This window comes from Gracilibacillus suaedae (assembly GCF_017599345.1).
Classification (GTDB): Bacteria; Bacillota; Bacilli; order Bacillales; family Amphibacillaceae; genus Gracilibacillus; species Gracilibacillus suaedae.
The window spans coordinates 67,652-84,698 of sequence record NZ_JAGFVL010000062.1; the positions used below are offsets into that span (position 1 = coordinate 67,652).

Annotated in this window: 14 protein-coding genes; 12 read left to right on the top strand and 2 right to left on the bottom strand. The window is 35.6% G+C overall.

The window, feature by feature from the left end:
- Window positions 1-13: 13 nt before the first annotated feature.
- From J5J03_RS18935 to J5J03_RS18970, 8 genes are all read left to right on the top strand, one after another.
- Window positions 14-880 (top strand): sugar phosphate isomerase/epimerase family protein, encoded by an 867-nt coding sequence (locus J5J03_RS18935; protein ID WP_208591939.1) that lies wholly within the window; start codon window positions 14-16, stop codon window positions 878-880.
- A gap of 11 nt (window positions 881-891) precedes the next feature.
- Window positions 892-1,956, top strand: coding sequence for a Gfo/Idh/MocA family protein (locus J5J03_RS18940; protein ID WP_208591940.1), 1,065 nt, complete (start codon window positions 892-894; stop codon window positions 1,954-1,956).
- 20 nt (window positions 1,957-1,976) lie between these two features.
- Window positions 1,977-4,511 carry a beta-mannosidase gene (locus J5J03_RS18945; RefSeq protein ID WP_208591941.1) on the top strand — a complete coding sequence of 845 codons (2,535 nt, stop codon included), beginning with the start codon at window positions 1,977-1,979 and terminating at the stop codon, window positions 4,509-4,511.
- A 116-nt stretch (window positions 4,512-4,627) separates the two neighbouring features.
- Window positions 4,628-5,620 (top strand): asparaginase, encoded by a 993-nt coding sequence (locus tag J5J03_RS18950; protein WP_208591942.1) that lies wholly within the window; start codon window positions 4,628-4,630, stop codon window positions 5,618-5,620.
- A gap of 143 nt (window positions 5,621-5,763) precedes the next feature.
- Complete coding sequence (locus tag J5J03_RS18955) at window positions 5,764-7,125, top strand: M17 family metallopeptidase (RefSeq protein WP_208591943.1); 1,362 nt, start codon at window positions 5,764-5,766, stop codon at window positions 7,123-7,125.
- A 3-nt stretch (window positions 7,126-7,128) separates the two neighbouring features.
- On the top strand, window positions 7,129-7,827 hold the full coding sequence (locus tag J5J03_RS18960; protein WP_208591944.1) for a copper homeostasis protein CutC: 699 nt from the start codon (window positions 7,129-7,131) through the stop codon (window positions 7,825-7,827).
- A 339-nt stretch (window positions 7,828-8,166) separates the two neighbouring features.
- A complete protein-coding gene (locus tag J5J03_RS18965; RefSeq protein ID WP_208591945.1) occupies window positions 8,167-8,985 on the top strand; it encodes a MerR family transcriptional regulator in 819 nt (272 codons plus the stop codon).
- 99 nt (window positions 8,986-9,084) lie between these two features.
- A complete protein-coding gene (locus J5J03_RS18970) occupies window positions 9,085-10,284 on the top strand; it encodes an MFS transporter (RefSeq protein WP_208591946.1) in 1,200 nt (399 codons plus the stop codon).
- 253 nt (window positions 10,285-10,537) lie between these two features.
- Here the strand turns inward: J5J03_RS18970 and J5J03_RS18975 are convergent, their stop codons facing one another.
- Both J5J03_RS18975 and J5J03_RS18980 read right to left on the bottom strand, forming a co-directional pair.
- Window positions 10,538-11,851: a TolB family protein gene (locus tag J5J03_RS18975; protein ID WP_208591947.1), complete on the bottom strand. Its 1,314-nt coding sequence runs from the start codon at window positions 11,849-11,851 to the stop codon at window positions 10,538-10,540.
- A gap of 92 nt (window positions 11,852-11,943) precedes the next feature.
- Entirely contained in the window at window positions 11,944-12,573 is a 630-nt protein-coding gene (locus tag J5J03_RS18980) for a lysozyme inhibitor LprI family protein (protein WP_208591948.1), read from the bottom strand.
- Between the two features lie 210 nt (window positions 12,574-12,783).
- On the opposite strand from J5J03_RS18980, the gene J5J03_RS18985 reads away from it, so the two are divergent.
- The 4 genes from J5J03_RS18985 to J5J03_RS19000 all read left to right on the top strand — a co-directional run bounded on the left by J5J03_RS18985 (window position 12,784) and on the right by J5J03_RS19000 (window position 17,038).
- Window positions 12,784-14,382, top strand: coding sequence for an ATP-binding protein (locus J5J03_RS18985; RefSeq protein WP_208591949.1), 1,599 nt, complete (start codon window positions 12,784-12,786; stop codon window positions 14,380-14,382).
- On the top strand, window positions 14,382-15,056 hold the full coding sequence (locus J5J03_RS18990; protein WP_208591950.1) for a response regulator: 675 nt from the start codon (window positions 14,382-14,384) through the stop codon (window positions 15,054-15,056). Before J5J03_RS18985 ends, J5J03_RS18990 begins: the two co-directional genes overlap by 1 nt.
- A gap of 369 nt (window positions 15,057-15,425) precedes the next feature.
- Window positions 15,426-16,472 (top strand): tripartite tricarboxylate transporter substrate-binding protein, encoded by a 1,047-nt coding sequence (locus tag J5J03_RS18995; protein ID WP_208591951.1) that lies wholly within the window; start codon window positions 15,426-15,428, stop codon window positions 16,470-16,472.
- Window positions 16,473-16,579: 107 nt separating this feature from the next.
- Complete coding sequence (locus tag J5J03_RS19000; protein ID WP_208591952.1) at window positions 16,580-17,038, top strand: tripartite tricarboxylate transporter TctB family protein; 459 nt, start codon at window positions 16,580-16,582, stop codon at window positions 17,036-17,038.
- Window positions 17,039-17,047 lie beyond the last annotated feature (9 nt).

A 17,047-nucleotide genomic window follows, 5' to 3' on the forward strand; every position in this document is an offset into this window, starting at 1 on the left:
AGGAGGCGAAGCGATGATAGTGGGTATGAGTTCTTATAGTTTAGCAAATGCCATCCATTCAGGAGAAATGTCGATTTTAGATGTGATGGATTGGACGAAAGCACAAGGTGGAGAACATATCGAAATTGTACCAATTGGATATACATTAACAGACAATAACGATTTAGTTCAAGACATTAGAGAGAAAGCGAGCGGACTTGAATTAGGCCTTTCTAATTATGCAATTGGTGCAGAATTTTTGAGTGGCAATAATAAAGATTTTCAAAGAGAAATAGATCGTGTAAAAAAAGAGGTAGATATTGCAAATACTTTAGGTGTAAAGAGAATGCGCCATGATATATCATTCAAGCCACCAAATGAGGCTAGTATCGAACAGTTTGATAGAGATTTGCCAAAAATCGTTGAAGCATGTCAAGAGATAGCAGATTATGCAAAGCAATATGAAATTGTAACAAGTATTGAAAACCATGGATTTTACCTTCAAGGCAGTGATCGCGTCAACCTGATTATAAAGAAAGTCAATCGGTCTAATTTTGGCCTTACCTTAGATATTGGTAATTTTCTTTGTGTGGATGAGGATCCGTACTGTGCAATTCAAAAATGTTTAGATAATACAACAATGCTGCATGTGAAAGATTTTTATGTGCGGCAAGCTACCACATATTCCCCTGGTGAGGGCTGGTTTACCTCTATGGGAGGTAAATATCTACGAGGAGCGATCACTGGTCATGGTGATATTGATTTGAGAGCAATTTTACAAGTGATAAAGGATAGTGACTATGATAGTTATGTGTCAATAGAATTTGAAGGAATGGAAGAATGCAAGAAAGCAAGTCACATTTCATTACAAAATGTACAAAATATTTTAAACCAATTATAGGAGGAGTTAGGTTGAACAGAATTAAAGTCGGTGTAATAGGGCTAGGCTCTATTTCGGAAATGCATATACAAGGTTATCTAAGTAATCCAGATGCTGAATTAATAGCAGTTACAGATATGAATGAAGAAAGAGCGAGGAAAAAAGCAGAAGAATTGAATATCCCACATTGCTATACAGACTATCATGAAATGCTTCGAAATAAAGAAGTGGATGCGGTAAGTATTTGTACATGGAATAATACCCATGCTGAAATTGCTATAGCAGCTTTAGAAGCAGGTAAAAATGTTTTAATTGAAAAACCACTATGTAAAACAGTGGAAGAAGCGCGATCCATTGAGGCATGCGTCAAGAAATATCCTAACCAATTCCTGCAAATTGGTTATGTGAGAAGGTTTGGTACAAATACACAAGTGTTAAAGCGCTTCATTGATAATGGTGAACTAGGAGATATTTATTATTCGAAAGCATCGTGTCTTCGAGTATTAGGGAACCCTGGTGGATGGTTTGCGGATAAAGAGCGTTCAGGTGGAGGACCTTTAATTGACATTGGTGTTCATGTAATTGACCTTTGTTGGTACTTAATGGGCAAGCCTAAAGTCAAATCTGTTAGTGGGAATACGTATCATAAGTTAGGTAACAGATCCAATGTAGAATTTAAATCATTTTACAAAGCGGCAGATTATGATGCAAAACAAAACACTGTTGAGGATTTAGCTAATGCACTCATTCGCTTTGATAACGGGTCATCATTATTGGTCGATGTTAGTTTTTCTTTGTATGCGAAGAAGGAAGAGGTTCGTGTAAGTCTACATGGGAATAAAGGTGGCGCAGAAATTGAACCAGCACTAGAAATATTTACAGAGAAAAACAACATTATGCTAAATAGCACACCACAAATTGATCATCTCACATTCGATTTTGAGAATGGATTTCAGAACGAAATCAATCATTTTATTGCATGTGCACAAGGAAAAGAACAAAATATCGCACCTGTTGAAGATGGTGTAGAGATCATGAAGATTTTAACAGGAGTCGACGAATCTAGTAAACAACAAACAGAAATACATTTTGATTAATATAGACGGAGGCAGGTAGTATGTCCACTGTAAGAAAAATTTTATTACCTAATTGGCAGTTTAAAGAAGCAAGTGAAAGGACATGGAAAGAGGCAACAGTTCCCGGTTGTGTCCATACAGATTTATTAGCACACAACGTGATTCCAGATCCATTTGTAGGAAAGAATGAATTGGATATTCAATGGGTGGATAAAAAAGATTGGGAATATGTATCATACTTCACATTGACTGAATCAGATATGGCGGAGGAAAGGTTAGAACTTATATTGGAAGGGCTTGATACGTATGCAGATATCTATGTAAATAGCAAACAAGTATTATCAACAGACAACATGTTTCGTATTTGGAAGGTGGATATTAAATCATACGTTCAAGAAGGGGAGAATATGCTACATGTGTACTTTCATTCCCCCATTGCTCATGACTTAAATAAACCTAACGAGTTAGGGTACAATTTACCTGCCGATAATGATCACTCTGAAGATGGAGGAGTTGGTGAGAAGAAGCTAAGTGTCTTTGCTCGTAAAGCTCCTTATCATTATGGTTGGGATTGGGGACCACGATTTGTAACAAGTGGTATTTGGCGAAATGTTTATATTGAGGCGTGGTCTCATGTTTGCATGCAAGATGTGTTTATTGAGCAATCACATGTAACAAAAGAAATAGCTAAATTGAAAGCAAATGTTGAATTAGAAGCATCAGCCCCACTAGCAGTTACTATTTCTATCGCTGATAACAATGGGTTTAGTCATGAAGAGAGGATCCAAGTAAAGAAGGGGAAACAAACTATTGCCATACCATTTTCGATTAGTAAGCCTCAGTTATGGTGGAGTAACGGATTAGGAGAACCGTATTTGTATCACTTCTCTATTGATTTATTTCATAATGAGACATTAAAAAGTAGTAAAAAAGTAAAGACGGGATTGCGTTCTATTCGATTCGTACGTGATCATGATCAAGGTGGCCAAAGTTTTCATTTTGAATTAAATGGAGTACCTGTTTTTATGAAAGGTGCAAATCATATTCCAAATGATAGTTTTTTAACAAGGGTTGAAAAGGAAGACTACGAACATGAAATTGCTTCTGCAAAAGCTTCACATATGAACATGTTACGTGTATGGGGCGGAGGAATATATGAGCCGAATGTTTTTTATGAACTTTGTGATGAATATGGGCTTCTTGTATGGCAAGATTTTATGTTCGCATGTAGTATGTATCCAGGCGATAAGGCTTTTTTAGACAACGTAGAGCAAGAAGCAATTGATAATGTAAAACGATTGCGTAATTATGCATGTGTCGCATTATGGTGTGGAAATAATGAAATGGATTCTGCTTGGGCGGAATATGTCGAGGATGCTGGATGGGGCTGGAAGCAAAGGTATAACTCAGCTCAACGCAAAGCAATTTGGCAAGCATATGATCAACTATTCCATCAACTTTTGCCAGAAGTCATTCGTAAGTATGATACAAATACTGCATATTGGCCAAGTTCTCCGATGCAAGATCTTACTTTTAATCAGGATCAACATGCTACATTCGCTTCGTTGAAGAAAGGGGACATCCATTATTGGGATGTATGGCACGGTCAAAAACCTTTAAAGGCATATAAAGCAAATGTAGGACGATTTATGAGCGAATATGGATTCCAATCTTTCCCGGAAGAAAGAACAGTTCGAAAATATGCAGAAGAAAAAGACTTCGCGCTTGAATCTGATGTTATGTTACATCACCAAAAAAACGGATCGGGAAATCGTCTAATTCAAACATATATGGATATGTATTATAAAGAACCGAAAGATTTCGCTTCCTTTTTACATTTGAGCCAAATCCTTCAAGCAAAAGCCATTCGTTCTGCAGTAGAAGCTCATCGAATACATATGCCTTATTGTATGGGAACGCTTTATTGGCAGATGAATGATTGTTGGCCTGTTGCTTCATGGTCAAGTATGGATTATTACGGTAGATGGAAATCACTGCAATATGAGATGAAGGATCGCTTTAAACCAACAATTCTTATTGTAGACCAACAAGCGGAACAGGTTATGTGTACGGTTGTTTCAGATGTACAACAGGATCAATTAGCAAATCTTACTTTACAAATCGTATCATGTGAAGGACAGATTGTTTTAGAAGAGGCGGTAAGGATTGAAATTCCCAAAAATGCATCAACAAAAATACATTTAGTAGATTTAAAAGATAAAAAAGATTGGATTAATAATAGTGTGTTAGCTGCCAAGTTAGAAATAGATGAGTCGATTGTTGATGAAGTCACCCATTTATTTGTTGAACCGAAACAAATGCAATTACAAGATCCTAACATACATGTGGAGGTGATAGAAGGTGGTATCGAATTATCATGTGATCACTTTGCGATGAATGTTTGGATGGAAACAAAGGAAGAAGGTTATTTCAGTTCTAATAATTTCCATTTAGTTCCTGGTGAAAGAAAGCAAATATACTTTACCGAATCACTTATTCAGGATCAGCGTTTTGAAAATAAGCAAATACCAAGGAATATAAACGTTCAATCCATGTACAACTTTATCACATTCTAATTAATATCGTAATAAAGGGTGCGTACTTCCAGTGCATCCTTTATTTCTCTTATCTCTATAGGTAGGGATGAATGCTAAATATTAGCTTTTAAACGTCCCCGAAAGGAAGTGATGTAATGCCTTCTTCGATTATTGCAAGAGAATTTAGAAATAACACAATAGAGAATATTCATCAAGGTGCAGTTTGTATAATTGATCACAATAAACAAATTATCTATCAAAAAGGTGACATACAAAAACCAACATTCTATCGGTCCGCAATGAAACCGTTTCAATCTATACCGATATTTAAACTTAAATTAGTCGAACAATATCATCTTACTGGAGAAGAGGCAGCCCTCTTTACAGCTTCACAGAGAGGGGAGCTTTATCATGAGAAAGCATTATTAAGCCTAGCTAATAAATTACAAATTGTAGAGAGTGAGCTTATTTGTAATGAGAGCTATCCATTGAATGAAGAGCCGAAAATAGCTTATATAAAATCAAATAAACAAAAACGTGCATTACTGCATAATTGTGCAGGAAAGCATATGGGGTTTTTAGCATATGTAAAAGAACAGCAATTAGGCGAACACTATTATGATTTAAGTCACCCATTACAACAAGAAATATTGTCAACTGTTGCAACACTTTCTGAGACGCCGAAACATGACATAGTGACTGGGATTGATGGATGTGGTGTTCCTGTGTTTGCAGTACCTTTATATAATATGGCCATATCTTATTTAAAATTTGCCTACCCTAGCATGATTAGAGATGAGGAAACAGAAGATGTGGTTAATCAAATTGTTCAAATAATGAATGACTTCCCACACATTATTGCATCACACCAATTTATTTGTACTTCCTTATTAAGGGATAGAAACATTATAGCAAAAGGTGGAGCTCAAGGCGTCTATTGCTTAGCACTTAAGAAAGAGAAGGTTAGTATCGCACTTAAGGTTTATAGTGGTACAGAATTATTATGGCCATTAATTGTCGCGGAATTATTAAAAAAACTCAATTATACTAATACTAAGACTATTGACCGGTTATATGCATTGAGATCCTCTGTAATCTTAAATGATAACGGGAAAGAAGTAGGTCATATTGAATTGGATTTAAACTAGTACGAAATAGACAAGTATAGACGAATTTTGTGATAATCAATCGATCCCTTTTATAATTGCTAGAATTGATGGACATGACATGTATATGATTGAATAGTCACAAACACGAGTAGTATAGATCATTATCACAAGGGGGGAAAGAAATGAATGCTTCTGTTCAATTCATTACTTCCGTGAGACATATAGAGGATATAGCTTTAGAAACATTCAAGAAGAATCCAATTCAATGTGTGTATCGACATGACGAATATTGCCTTTATGTTTATTTATCGTCATCTGTTAAAACAATAGAATCCATTAAATTCATTGCGGGTGAATTGAGGAAACAAGCTGAAATGCATGATGTTAAGGCATTAGACATTGCGTTTCATAGATTCCGTGAATTAAATCATTTCTCATTGCATCAATCGATTGCTGCTTTTTTCGAAGGATGGTATTTAGCAAGTTATCGATTCCAAAAATATAAATCAGCACAAAAGGATGTAACTATTTCACTGCATTATAACAAGGAATATAATGAACTAGCATTACAAGCAAAGCTGGTTGCGGATGCAGTGTGTGTGGCACGGGATTTATGTAATGAACCTGCAAATCAATTAACACCAGCCAGCTATGTGAACGAAATAAGCAACTTATTCAAGAACACAGATGTGAATGTAACTATACTTGATTATGAACAGCTTATAGAGAAAGGATTCAGCGCTACATATGAGGTCGGTAAGGGGAGTCAACAGAAGCCAAAAGTTGTTTTATTAAATTATGAAAATGGAATAAATAAAAAAATGGCACTAATCGGTAAAGGTGTCACCTTTGATTCAGGTGGAATAAATAGTAAGCAAGGACAAGACATTGTTGATATGAAAATGGATATGGGCGGTTCCGCTGCAGTGATTGGTGCAATGAAATTAATTGCTGACCTTAAATTAAAAGTAACGATACAAGCAATTATTCCATTGGTAGAGAATCGGCCTAGTAGTAACGCGTATCTACCTTCTTATGTAATTACTTATGCAAATGGAACTACAGTAGAAATAGGAAATACAGATGCAGAAGGTCGGTTGATTTTAGCAGATGGTATCATATATGCGCAAGAAATGGGGGCAGAATGGATTGCTGATATTGCAACATTAACTGGTTCCATTGGTCATGCATTAGGGTTAAAAAGAGCAGGTATTTATAGTAATCAATTAGCAACTATTGATTATTATAATGAAATAAGCGAGATTACGGGTGATTTTGTTTGGCCAATGCCGATTGTGGAGGAATATCAAAATTTACTAAACAGTGACATAGCAGACATTAAAAATATAGCATCATCGCCATATGGTGGTTCCATTACAGCGGCATTATTTCTTCAATCATTTCTTAAAAAAACAAGTAAATGGTATCACATCGACATGGCAAATGTTGTGAAATCATATAAAGAAGACGGTTATTATGTAAGTGGAGCAAGCGGCTTTGGTGTTCGATTATTAACAGAACTAATCAAAAGAGAAAGGGACTAGTATATGTTAGAAGCGATTGTACAAAATGTAGGTGATGCAATAAAAGCAGAAAAAGCAGGAGTTGATAGGTTAGAGCTTGTGTCGTCAATTGAAAAAGATGGATTGACACCATCAGCCGACATAACAAAACAAATTTTAGAGCACGTAACGATTCCTGTACAGGTGATGATCCGTCCACATGATAAGGGGTTTTGTTATAGTCGCCGAGATATAAAGACTATTTTAGAGTCTATAGAAGAAATGATGTCTGTCGGTGCGAGCCGATTTGTATTAGGTGGATTAAAGCAAGACTTTACAATTGACGAAATATTAATAGAAAAAGTGATTGCAACCTATCCATCGATTAACATTACATTTCACCGTGCAATTGATTATTCATCTGACTTGATGCAATCTTATGAAATACTGTCTATGTATAAAAATCATATTAAGAGAATTTTGACATCAGGTGGAGCGCCTAATTGTGAGGAAGGAATAGATACATTGCGCAAATTAGTACGATTATCAGAAGAAATGAATGGTCCAATTATTATGCCGGGAGCAGGTATTACACCAACTAATTTTGAGCACATTCATAAAAGAGTACATGCAAGTGAGTATCATTTCGGCAAAGGTGTACGATTAAATCAATCATTTACTTGTGGGTTTGATGTGGGTCGCATACGGAAATTAAAAAAAGCACTCAAGAATCAGAAAGTTTAAACTATTGTATTAGGATGTTGTATTATCAATAATGTTTATCTTGTACCGAAGGAAAAATTGGTAGTGCTGATTATGAAATACAAAGAAAACATTACAAGTTAATAAATGCAGAAAGGCCCCAAACAGTTGGTATAGCTGATTAGGGGCTTTGTTTTTTTGTTGTTAGGTATAATGCATTAATAATGGCTCTATTATATGGGTAAGTTTTTTATTGTTTGTATTTCATGACCTCCAAAAGAAAACTCATATAGGATAATGATTTTCTTTCAGCTTTGGCGACTTGAATATTAAAATCGGTTATCATAGTCTTAATAAAGATAATAGAGAAAGGAAATTACGATGAAAAATTTATTTTCAATTGGAGAAATGGCGAAACTTCATAACACCACTATGAAAACGCTAAGGTATTATGACCAGATTGGTTTACTAGAACCTATTCAAATTGATGTGAATAACGGCTATAGATACTATTCAACTGAACAATTTGAGCAATTAAATACTATTCAATATTTAAAGGGATTAGGTTTTTCTTTAAAGGATATAAAAAGCCATTTAGATCATAGAGATATAGATGATTTCGTGAATTTATTAGAAACACAAAAGCGTCTAACAGAGAAAAAAATCAAAGAGTTAGAGCGGGTTAACCGCAAATTTGAGAATCGAATAAAGGATATAAAATTGGCTCAAGGAATAGGGGAGTTGGGAGTCGTACGAATAGTCGAAATGGAAGAGCGGAACGTAATAAGGTTAATTGAAAATATTGGTTCAGAACCAGAGGTGGAACTTTCTTTGAGACAATTAGAGAATCTAGCGAATATGAATTCCTCTATATTTATTGGTGGTGTTGGATTTACGGTTAGGATCAAAAATTTTGAGGACAAAAAATTCGATGAATATAACTCTATTTTCATCATCATCGAAGAAGAAGATATAGATAGCCCTTTAGTTACATCTTTTCCAAAGGGAACATATGCCTCTATTTATTATAAGGGAGATCATACTGGATCTGCTCCATATTATAAGAAATTACTTCATTACATCGAAGAGAACGGTTATCAAATAGTAGGAGATGCTATAGAGAGGACCATCATTGACCACTATATCTCCAAATATAAAGAAGATTACCTTACAGAAATACAAATTCCCATTAACTATTGACCTTCCCCTTACAGGAAGGTTTATTATTTTTGTTGCTAATTGAAAAGAAGACTTCTTTTTTGATTACAACAAAATAATAAAATAGAGGTGTGAGAAAGTATGACTCATGTTAATAATAAGATGTGGTCACTGTCGTTTATTTTTGTAGTAATTTCCAATGCTTTAGTATTTATGATTTTTGAAATGTTATTACCTACGCTTCCTTTATTTGTAACAGCTATAGGAGGAGAAGCAAGCCAAGTTGGTTTAGTAACAGGTGTTTTTATGTTATCTGCTATTTTTATTCGTCCATTTGCTGGGATCCTAGCAACGAAATTTGATAAAAAACTGCTTTTAATTTTAGGTACATTAATCATAGCTCTATCTACAGGAGCCTATTATTTATCTACTAATATCACCATGTTATTACTTGTTCGACTCATTCACGGAGCTGGATTTGGGTTAGCAACTACTTACTTTACTACCGTTGCAGCTGAAATCATTCCTAGTGATCGACGAGGTGAGGGGATTGGTTATTTCGGGGCTGGGGAAACAATAGCCATCTCTGTAGGTCCAATGATTGGAATGATGACATTAGAATTATATGACTTCCAGCGATTATTCCTTGGAGGAATGGCCATTATGTTACTAGCTGTTATCATGGCAGTTTTTATAAAGAGAGGACCTAATAGCAAAGAGTTAGATAAAAGAGAAAATATAAAATTTAAATTATGGGAAAAGCAAGTGCTGTTTCCAGCAATGCTCGTATTTTTAATTGGTATTGCAGCGGGAGGAATTATGTCTTTCTTTTCTTTGTATGCGATAGAGAAAGATTTTAATAAAGTAGGTTTGTTTTTCTTATTAATCGCAGCAGCTAGTCTAGTAATTCGACTAATATCAGGAAGGCTATTTGATATATATGGACCGTCGGTAATTCTTATACCTGGATCTATTCTATCTATTATAGGTTTGATTCTACTTTACGTAGCAGTTAGTGATAGCACCTTCTTCATAGCAGCTATCTTTTATGGGTTTGGATTTGGTTCTATCTTCCCAGCTATTCAAACATGGTGTATGAACTTGGTAGACGAACACGAGCATGAAAGTGCAATGGCTTCCTTCTTTAACTTCTTTGATTTAGGCATCGGGGGAGGTTCCTTTATATTAGGATTAATGGCTACCGTTAGCTCTTATCAAGCAGTATATGGTGTAGCAACCATTGTTTATGGTATATTTCTCCTGATCTATGTTCTTTCTATTGTTATAAAAGGGCAATCAGAGAAAAATAGTGGGGAAAGTGACCAAGTAAGCAGCTTTTAACAGCTGGCTACTAAAAAAGTCCCATCAGTTAAAAAACTAGCTGCTCAAGTAAAGTAAAACTTGTTGGTCACATAACATTTGGTTCATTATGCCCGTTAATAAAATTTTGAAAAAGACGACTTTCATTCGAGAATGAGAGTCGTCTTTTTTCCGTGATCGATCTTGGAGAAGAATGAAACGAAGTTGGAGAAACAAATAAACTCATTTTTTTAATATAACCCAGAAGGTGTTGTTACCAGAAAAAACCATATGTTCACCTTACAAGTCGTTTAAAAATAAACACGAACAAAACAACAACAACAGAACAGCCAAATATTCCTGCGGCTAACATTCCTAACGCGATTCCGTACCATGCATTCATCGTCATAGCCACCAAAATACTACCAACAAATGTTAAGACAGCAATAGAAAAGCTAACGATAGAAGGTAAATAGACTTTTCTAGGATAATAATAGTGGCAAAACACACTTATTAATCCTACTAGTAATATATATAAAATAGCTAATGTGAAGCTATTGACTGATTGATCTATCAGTCGCATTAATGGCTTTTCACTTGTTGACGCAGGTAAGTCTAACTCGATTTTTTTAATGTTGTGAGATGTTAAATCGATCGTCATTAGTTGATAATCAGCAGGGTCTTGTGCCCAGTTGGTATACTCAAAGAATGCGATTTTATCTTTGCTATGGAAAAATACAGGGGATGCGATAGATTTCTCTAAGTTGGTTAGTTTCTCAACATCGTTTGTCACTAAGTCTAATAAGTATAGTTCATATTCAAACAATGAATCACCTTTAGCTTCATTCGCCACATTTGTAAACGCCAAACGTTCTCCATCTGGAGACAGTTGTGGTGAGTGGAATGATTGTTCTTCAACTACTTCTTTAGGAATAATAGGAGCTTGCTTCGTTATACTTTCTTTTTCGAGTGAGTAAGAGTAAATTCGGTCACCTTTGCCGTCGAACTCGCTATAATAAATGGTTTGCCCATCAGGTGAAAGAGACAAATCATCCATCGAAAAATGATCAGCATCTGTTAATTTGTTAACAGTACCCTCATCAATCTGAGTGGAATACAAATCAAATCCTTCTCTAGATTGCTCTCCTTTATTAAATTCTTCCGCCTCGATCCCAACAAAAAAGATTGTTTCTCCATCATTTGAAAAGATCGCGTCTTTCACGTGCATATCATGATCCGTTAATTGCCTTGCATCATTGCCGTCTTGCTTGATAACTCGAAGTGTCTGAATGCCATTGTTATTTTCACTCATAAACACAATTTTAGATCCATCAGGAGAATAGGCGGGATTGCGATCTCTTGTGTTATGGTCGTCAGTTATTTGTCTAACATCGGTACCGTTTGGACTTGCTGTATAAATAGATTCTTCCCCATCCATATAGTAGGAGAGTGCCAGTAGTGAATCATCTGGAGCTATACTAATTGTTGAGCCAAGTCCTGTGAAATATTTATAGTTATCATTATCTCTAAAAATGGTATAAAGTAATGTTAGCGCAAAACAAAGAAACACTAGGCCAATAATAATTAGAAAGAGCTTTTTCCGCTTCAAAAATGTTATGCTCCTTTCCAGTTTATATGTAAAAATCCATGTTCAATGGCTTTTATCACGGTGCTAATGGTATGTAAAACCCGTATTTCAAGCTAGTTCATATATTCTTCCACTAACTCATTACATCTTTCTTTTGTTTCGTTTGCAAGTACAGTTACATACTCTAATTGTTCCATTGTACCACCTTCATATTCTAGTGATGCTTCTTTCGCCGTTTCATCTCTATGTGTGATCCAATCCCGTTGCTCTTCTCTCAATTGGCTCATCTCTTCAGCAGATAATTGCTCTTCTAATACACCATAAATCTCGTTTAATAAATCATCCCACGCCTCATATTGGTTATGTGCGACATCTTTTAAAGCATATGTAGAACTGTCTTCCACCTCCATATTTCCTGTTTTTTCATTTGTGTCGTTTAATTTGTTTAAGTATGTTTCTTTTAGATTGGTAGTTGTATCGTTAGCAGGTGTATCTTCCTGTTCTTTTGATAGTTGATCCGAAGTTTTATTGGTTTCTAGGTTGTTATTATCAATCTCCTCATTCGCCACTGTTTCTGTTGCATCTTCCTTACTAGAGTTATGGATTTCTTCATCTGAATTATGATCGGGTGATTGGTTGTTCACAACGTTATCCGATTTGGTAGATGAATTTTCGCAAGCTACTAACATGACTATCCATACCAAAATACATATAGATATTACCGTTTTGTTATTTTTTTTCATAAGTGATTCCCCCGTTGTATATATTATGACGTATGGTTGGAGTAACAAATTCTATTAATCTAATACTAACATAATTTTCCTTTTGTGTTGAGAATAAGATTACCTGTGCATCATGCTTATCGCATTCCAGAATCCACCTTATCGCTCCTCTACATCATTTCATGTTATTCTGTACATAAGTAATAGATATTTCACGGAGGAAAGGCAAAAATGGCTAAAAAATTTTCATTAAAAACAAAAATTTTAACCTTAATCATCTCGCTTTTACTATTTGTAACTTTTTTGATCACCGGAATTCATGGTTATATAGAATGGAACCAGACGAAAAACACCATGGGAGAGCGAGCTTTAGGTATTGCAACTTCTATCTCGTTAATGCCTGAAATCATTAACGCGTTTGCATTAGATGAGCCATCTGAAGTCATTCAGCCGATAACAGAAAAAATCAGGGCCAAGGTTGGTGCAGAGTTTATCGTTGTTGGTAACAAGAATAGTATTCGTTATTCACATCAGCAAGAGTCTAAAATTGGTCGGAAAATGGTCGGAGGCGATAATGATCAGGCACTTATACATGGTGAGTATTATAAATCTGAAGCCGTAGGGTCGTTAGGTCCATCACTTCGAGGTAAGGCACCTATTTTTAACGATCAAGGTGAGATTATAGGTCTTGTTTCTGTTGGTTTTATGCTGGAAGATATCCGTGGAACGATTTATGATCGGCTGACAGTTTTATGTATAACCGGATTAGGTGTTTTAGGCTTAGGGATTATCGGAGGAGTATTTTTAACCAGAAGTATACGTAATGATATTTTAGGGTTAGAACCTCATGAAATTGTATCTTTATATCGTGAACGTAAAGCCGTATTGCGCTCAGTAAAAGAGGGCATTATTGCAATTGATTCTGAGGGTATTATTACGATTTTAAATTATTCAGCTAGAAAAATGTTAGGTTTGACTGAAGATGTGAAGTTTAAACATATTAATGAAGTTCTACCAAATACCAAAATGTTTACAGTACTTCATGAAGGAAAAGCAGATGTAGATGATGAGATGATACTAAGGGATCGGGTAGTAATCGTTAACCGCACGCCGATTTATGAAAATGGAGAAGCGGTTGGGGTGGTCGCTAGTTTTAGAGATAAAACTGAAATCCAACAAATGTTAAATGCTCTATCTGAAGTGAAAAGTTATTCCGAGGACTTACGTGCTCAAACACATGAATATACAAATAAACTATACGTTATATCTGGGTTATTACAGCTTGGAAATTACCAGGAAGCGATTGATTTAATTCAAGAGGAGTATGAACAACATCAACACCAAACGAAAGCACTATTCAAATATATTGAGGATCAAACGGTCCAAGCTATTCTTTTAGGGAAAATAGGCAAGGCATCAGAGAAAAAAGTAGAACTAGTTATTGATGAGAATAGTTCATTATCTCCGTTACCTAAACACATTAATACATCTAAAATGATTACAATCCTAGGAAACCTACTAGATAATGCCATTGAAGCGGTAAGTGACGGTGGTAATAAGAAGGTTAATTTCTTTGCGACAGATATAGGGAATGATATTATTCTTGAAGTAAGCGATGAAGGTTATGGCATCCCAGCTGATCTACAACGTCTAATTTTTGAAAAAGGTTTTTCAACTAAGGGAGCTGATGACAGAGGTTATGGATTATCTATTGTGGAAGAAGTTGTAGAAGAACTTCGTGGAAATATTGAAGTACAAAGTGAAGAAGGAGAAGGTACGGTTTTCACTGTTTACTTACCAAAGCAAGTGGAAGAAGGTGACGATGCGTAATGTTGAAAGTAGCGATTACGGAAGACGATTATCGTGTGGCGTCTATTCATGAAGGTTTTCTTAAACATATTGAAGACTGTGAAGTGGTCTTTAAATCACTGACAGCTGGCGATACATTGGACAAACTACAGGGTACGGATGTTGATTTGATTTTACTCGACACTTATATGCCTGACCGATTGGGAACTGAAATTATTGAGGAAATTAAAGAAATAAAACCAGACGTCGGGATTATTATGATTAGTGCAGGAACTGATAAAGAAATTGTACGAGAAGCCTTAAAAAAAGGTATATTCGATTATATTATTAAGCCTGTTACTCTGGAACGTTTTGTTGATACGGTTAATAAGTTCAAACAGTTTTATGAAGAGATAGACAAAAAGGACGAGGTTGACCAAAAGTTACTAGATACGTATTTCGGGCGAAGTAGCACAGTCTTAAGTGAACCTGATCAAAATACTCCTAAAGGAATCGACCCCTTAACATTGAAAAAAGTAAAAGAGATTCTAAAGAAAGCTAAAGGTGTTACAGCTGAAGAAATGGGGCGTCAAATGGGAGCATCTCGAACAACAGCTAGAAGGTATCTAGAATATTTAATCTCAGAGGGTGAGTGCCAAGCGGAATTAGAATACGGAATTGTTGGCAGACCCGAACGGAAATATTATCAGAGCTAGGACCATTTATATGGTTCTTTTTTTGAAAAAATTGGCGACCAAACTTACTTACTGTTGACCAGACAGGGTTGGCTGATTTTCTTTGTACCTCACCTTAAGAATCCCCGGTTATTCTGGGCAATGAGTAGACCGTGCCCCCTTATTAGTTGATCATTACATATCCATCTCGTGAACAAAATGAACAAAAAACATTTAAGGTTTTTAATGCGAGTTATTTTGGAAACGGTTACATTCAGAATATTAACAATTATCATAGTAATCAACAATTTGTAACAATCTTTAAATGAGGGGGGATACTCGACTTAGCATTGCTCCTTTTCGTTAAGTCAGGTTTTCCCTATCAAAATTAAAATTATTAGGGGGTTTATCATGAAGAAATTATTAGCATTATTAATATTTGTATTAATGTTAACGTTCTTAGCCGCATGTGGCAGTGAAGACACGTCATCAAATGATGGCAATACAAACGACGAAGATACTAAAGAAAACTCAGGTGAAGACAATGGTGAATGGACACCTTCAGAGTCTATCGAAATTGTTGCTCCAGCAGGTGCTGGTGGCGGTTGGGATACAACTGCTCGCATGTCAGCACAAGTTCTAACTGAAGAAAGTATGATCGATCAAGACATGGGTGTTGTTAACAAAGAAGGTGCCGGAGGTGCTATAGGTTGGGCTTACATGGCTGAACAAGAAGGTAGTAACCACAACTTATTCGTATCATCTTCACCAATTTTATTAGTACCTTTAAATGGCCAGTCTGAATACGGACATGAAGATTTTACTCCAATTGCCAACGTGATTGCTGACTACGGTGCTTTTGCAGTTGCTAAAGATGCGAAATGGGACAATTTAAATGAACTATTTGAGGATATGAAAGAAGATCCGCAAAGTGTAACAATTGTTGGTACATCTGCTCCTGGCAGTATGGACCACATTCAGTTCGTACGCTTTGCTAAAGCAGCAGGTGTAGATATTACAAAAATTAAATATGTTTCTGCTCCAGATGCTGGCGGTGTGACTCAAGTATTAAACGGAAGTGCTGATGTATTTTCAACAGGTGTAGCTGAAGTTGCTGAGCAAGTTCGCGCGGATAAACTTAAAGTTCTTGCCGTAACATCTGAAGAACGTTTAGACGGTGAAGTGCTTTCAACATTTCCAACGGCTAAAGAGCAGGGAATCGATGAAACATTCGTAAACTGGAGAGGCTTCTTTGGTCCAAAAGATATGGACCCGGCAGCTGTTAAATATTATGAAAATAAATATAAAGAGTTAAGTGATTCTGAAGCGTTCGCTGATGTTCGTTCTAATTATGGTTGGAACGAAATGTACATGGGGAGTGAAGAATACAAACAATTCTTAGATGAAGAAAAAGAGAATCTACAAAGTATTCTTGAAGAATTAGGTTTATTAAAATAATGTCTTTAATGGAAGTCAACAGGATGCTTGTTGACTTCTGATACTTTTAGCGAGTTGTTAAATCAAAATAATTCCGAGCGGATTTGACTAGGAAGGAGTAAATTCTAATGGTACAAAGGGTTAATCGTAAAATTGGCTTAATCTTAACTCTATTATCAATAGGTTATTTATATATGAGTTATCAATTGCCAACCTATCTTTATATTCCACTAGATGCTGATGCTGTTCCAAAGACATTGGGATGGGTTTTATTAGTATTATCGATTGCTCTAATTTTTTCTAAAGATAGTGATTCAGAAGAGCAAAAGGCCAAGCGTCAAATTCCTAAAACAGATGTTAAAGCCTTATTGGGGGTAGGTGCATTACTCTTAATCTACATTATATTATTTGAAACACTTGGTTTTATCATTATGACCGTTTTGTTCGTTTATTTTTGTTCATGGTTTTTAGGTTATAAAAACCATAGTGTGAATGCATTTGTATCAATTGTGTTTCCGGTAGCTCTATATAGTATTTTTGTTTTTATGCTTCAAATTAAACTACCACAGGGAATACTACCGTTTTAAGAGAGGAGG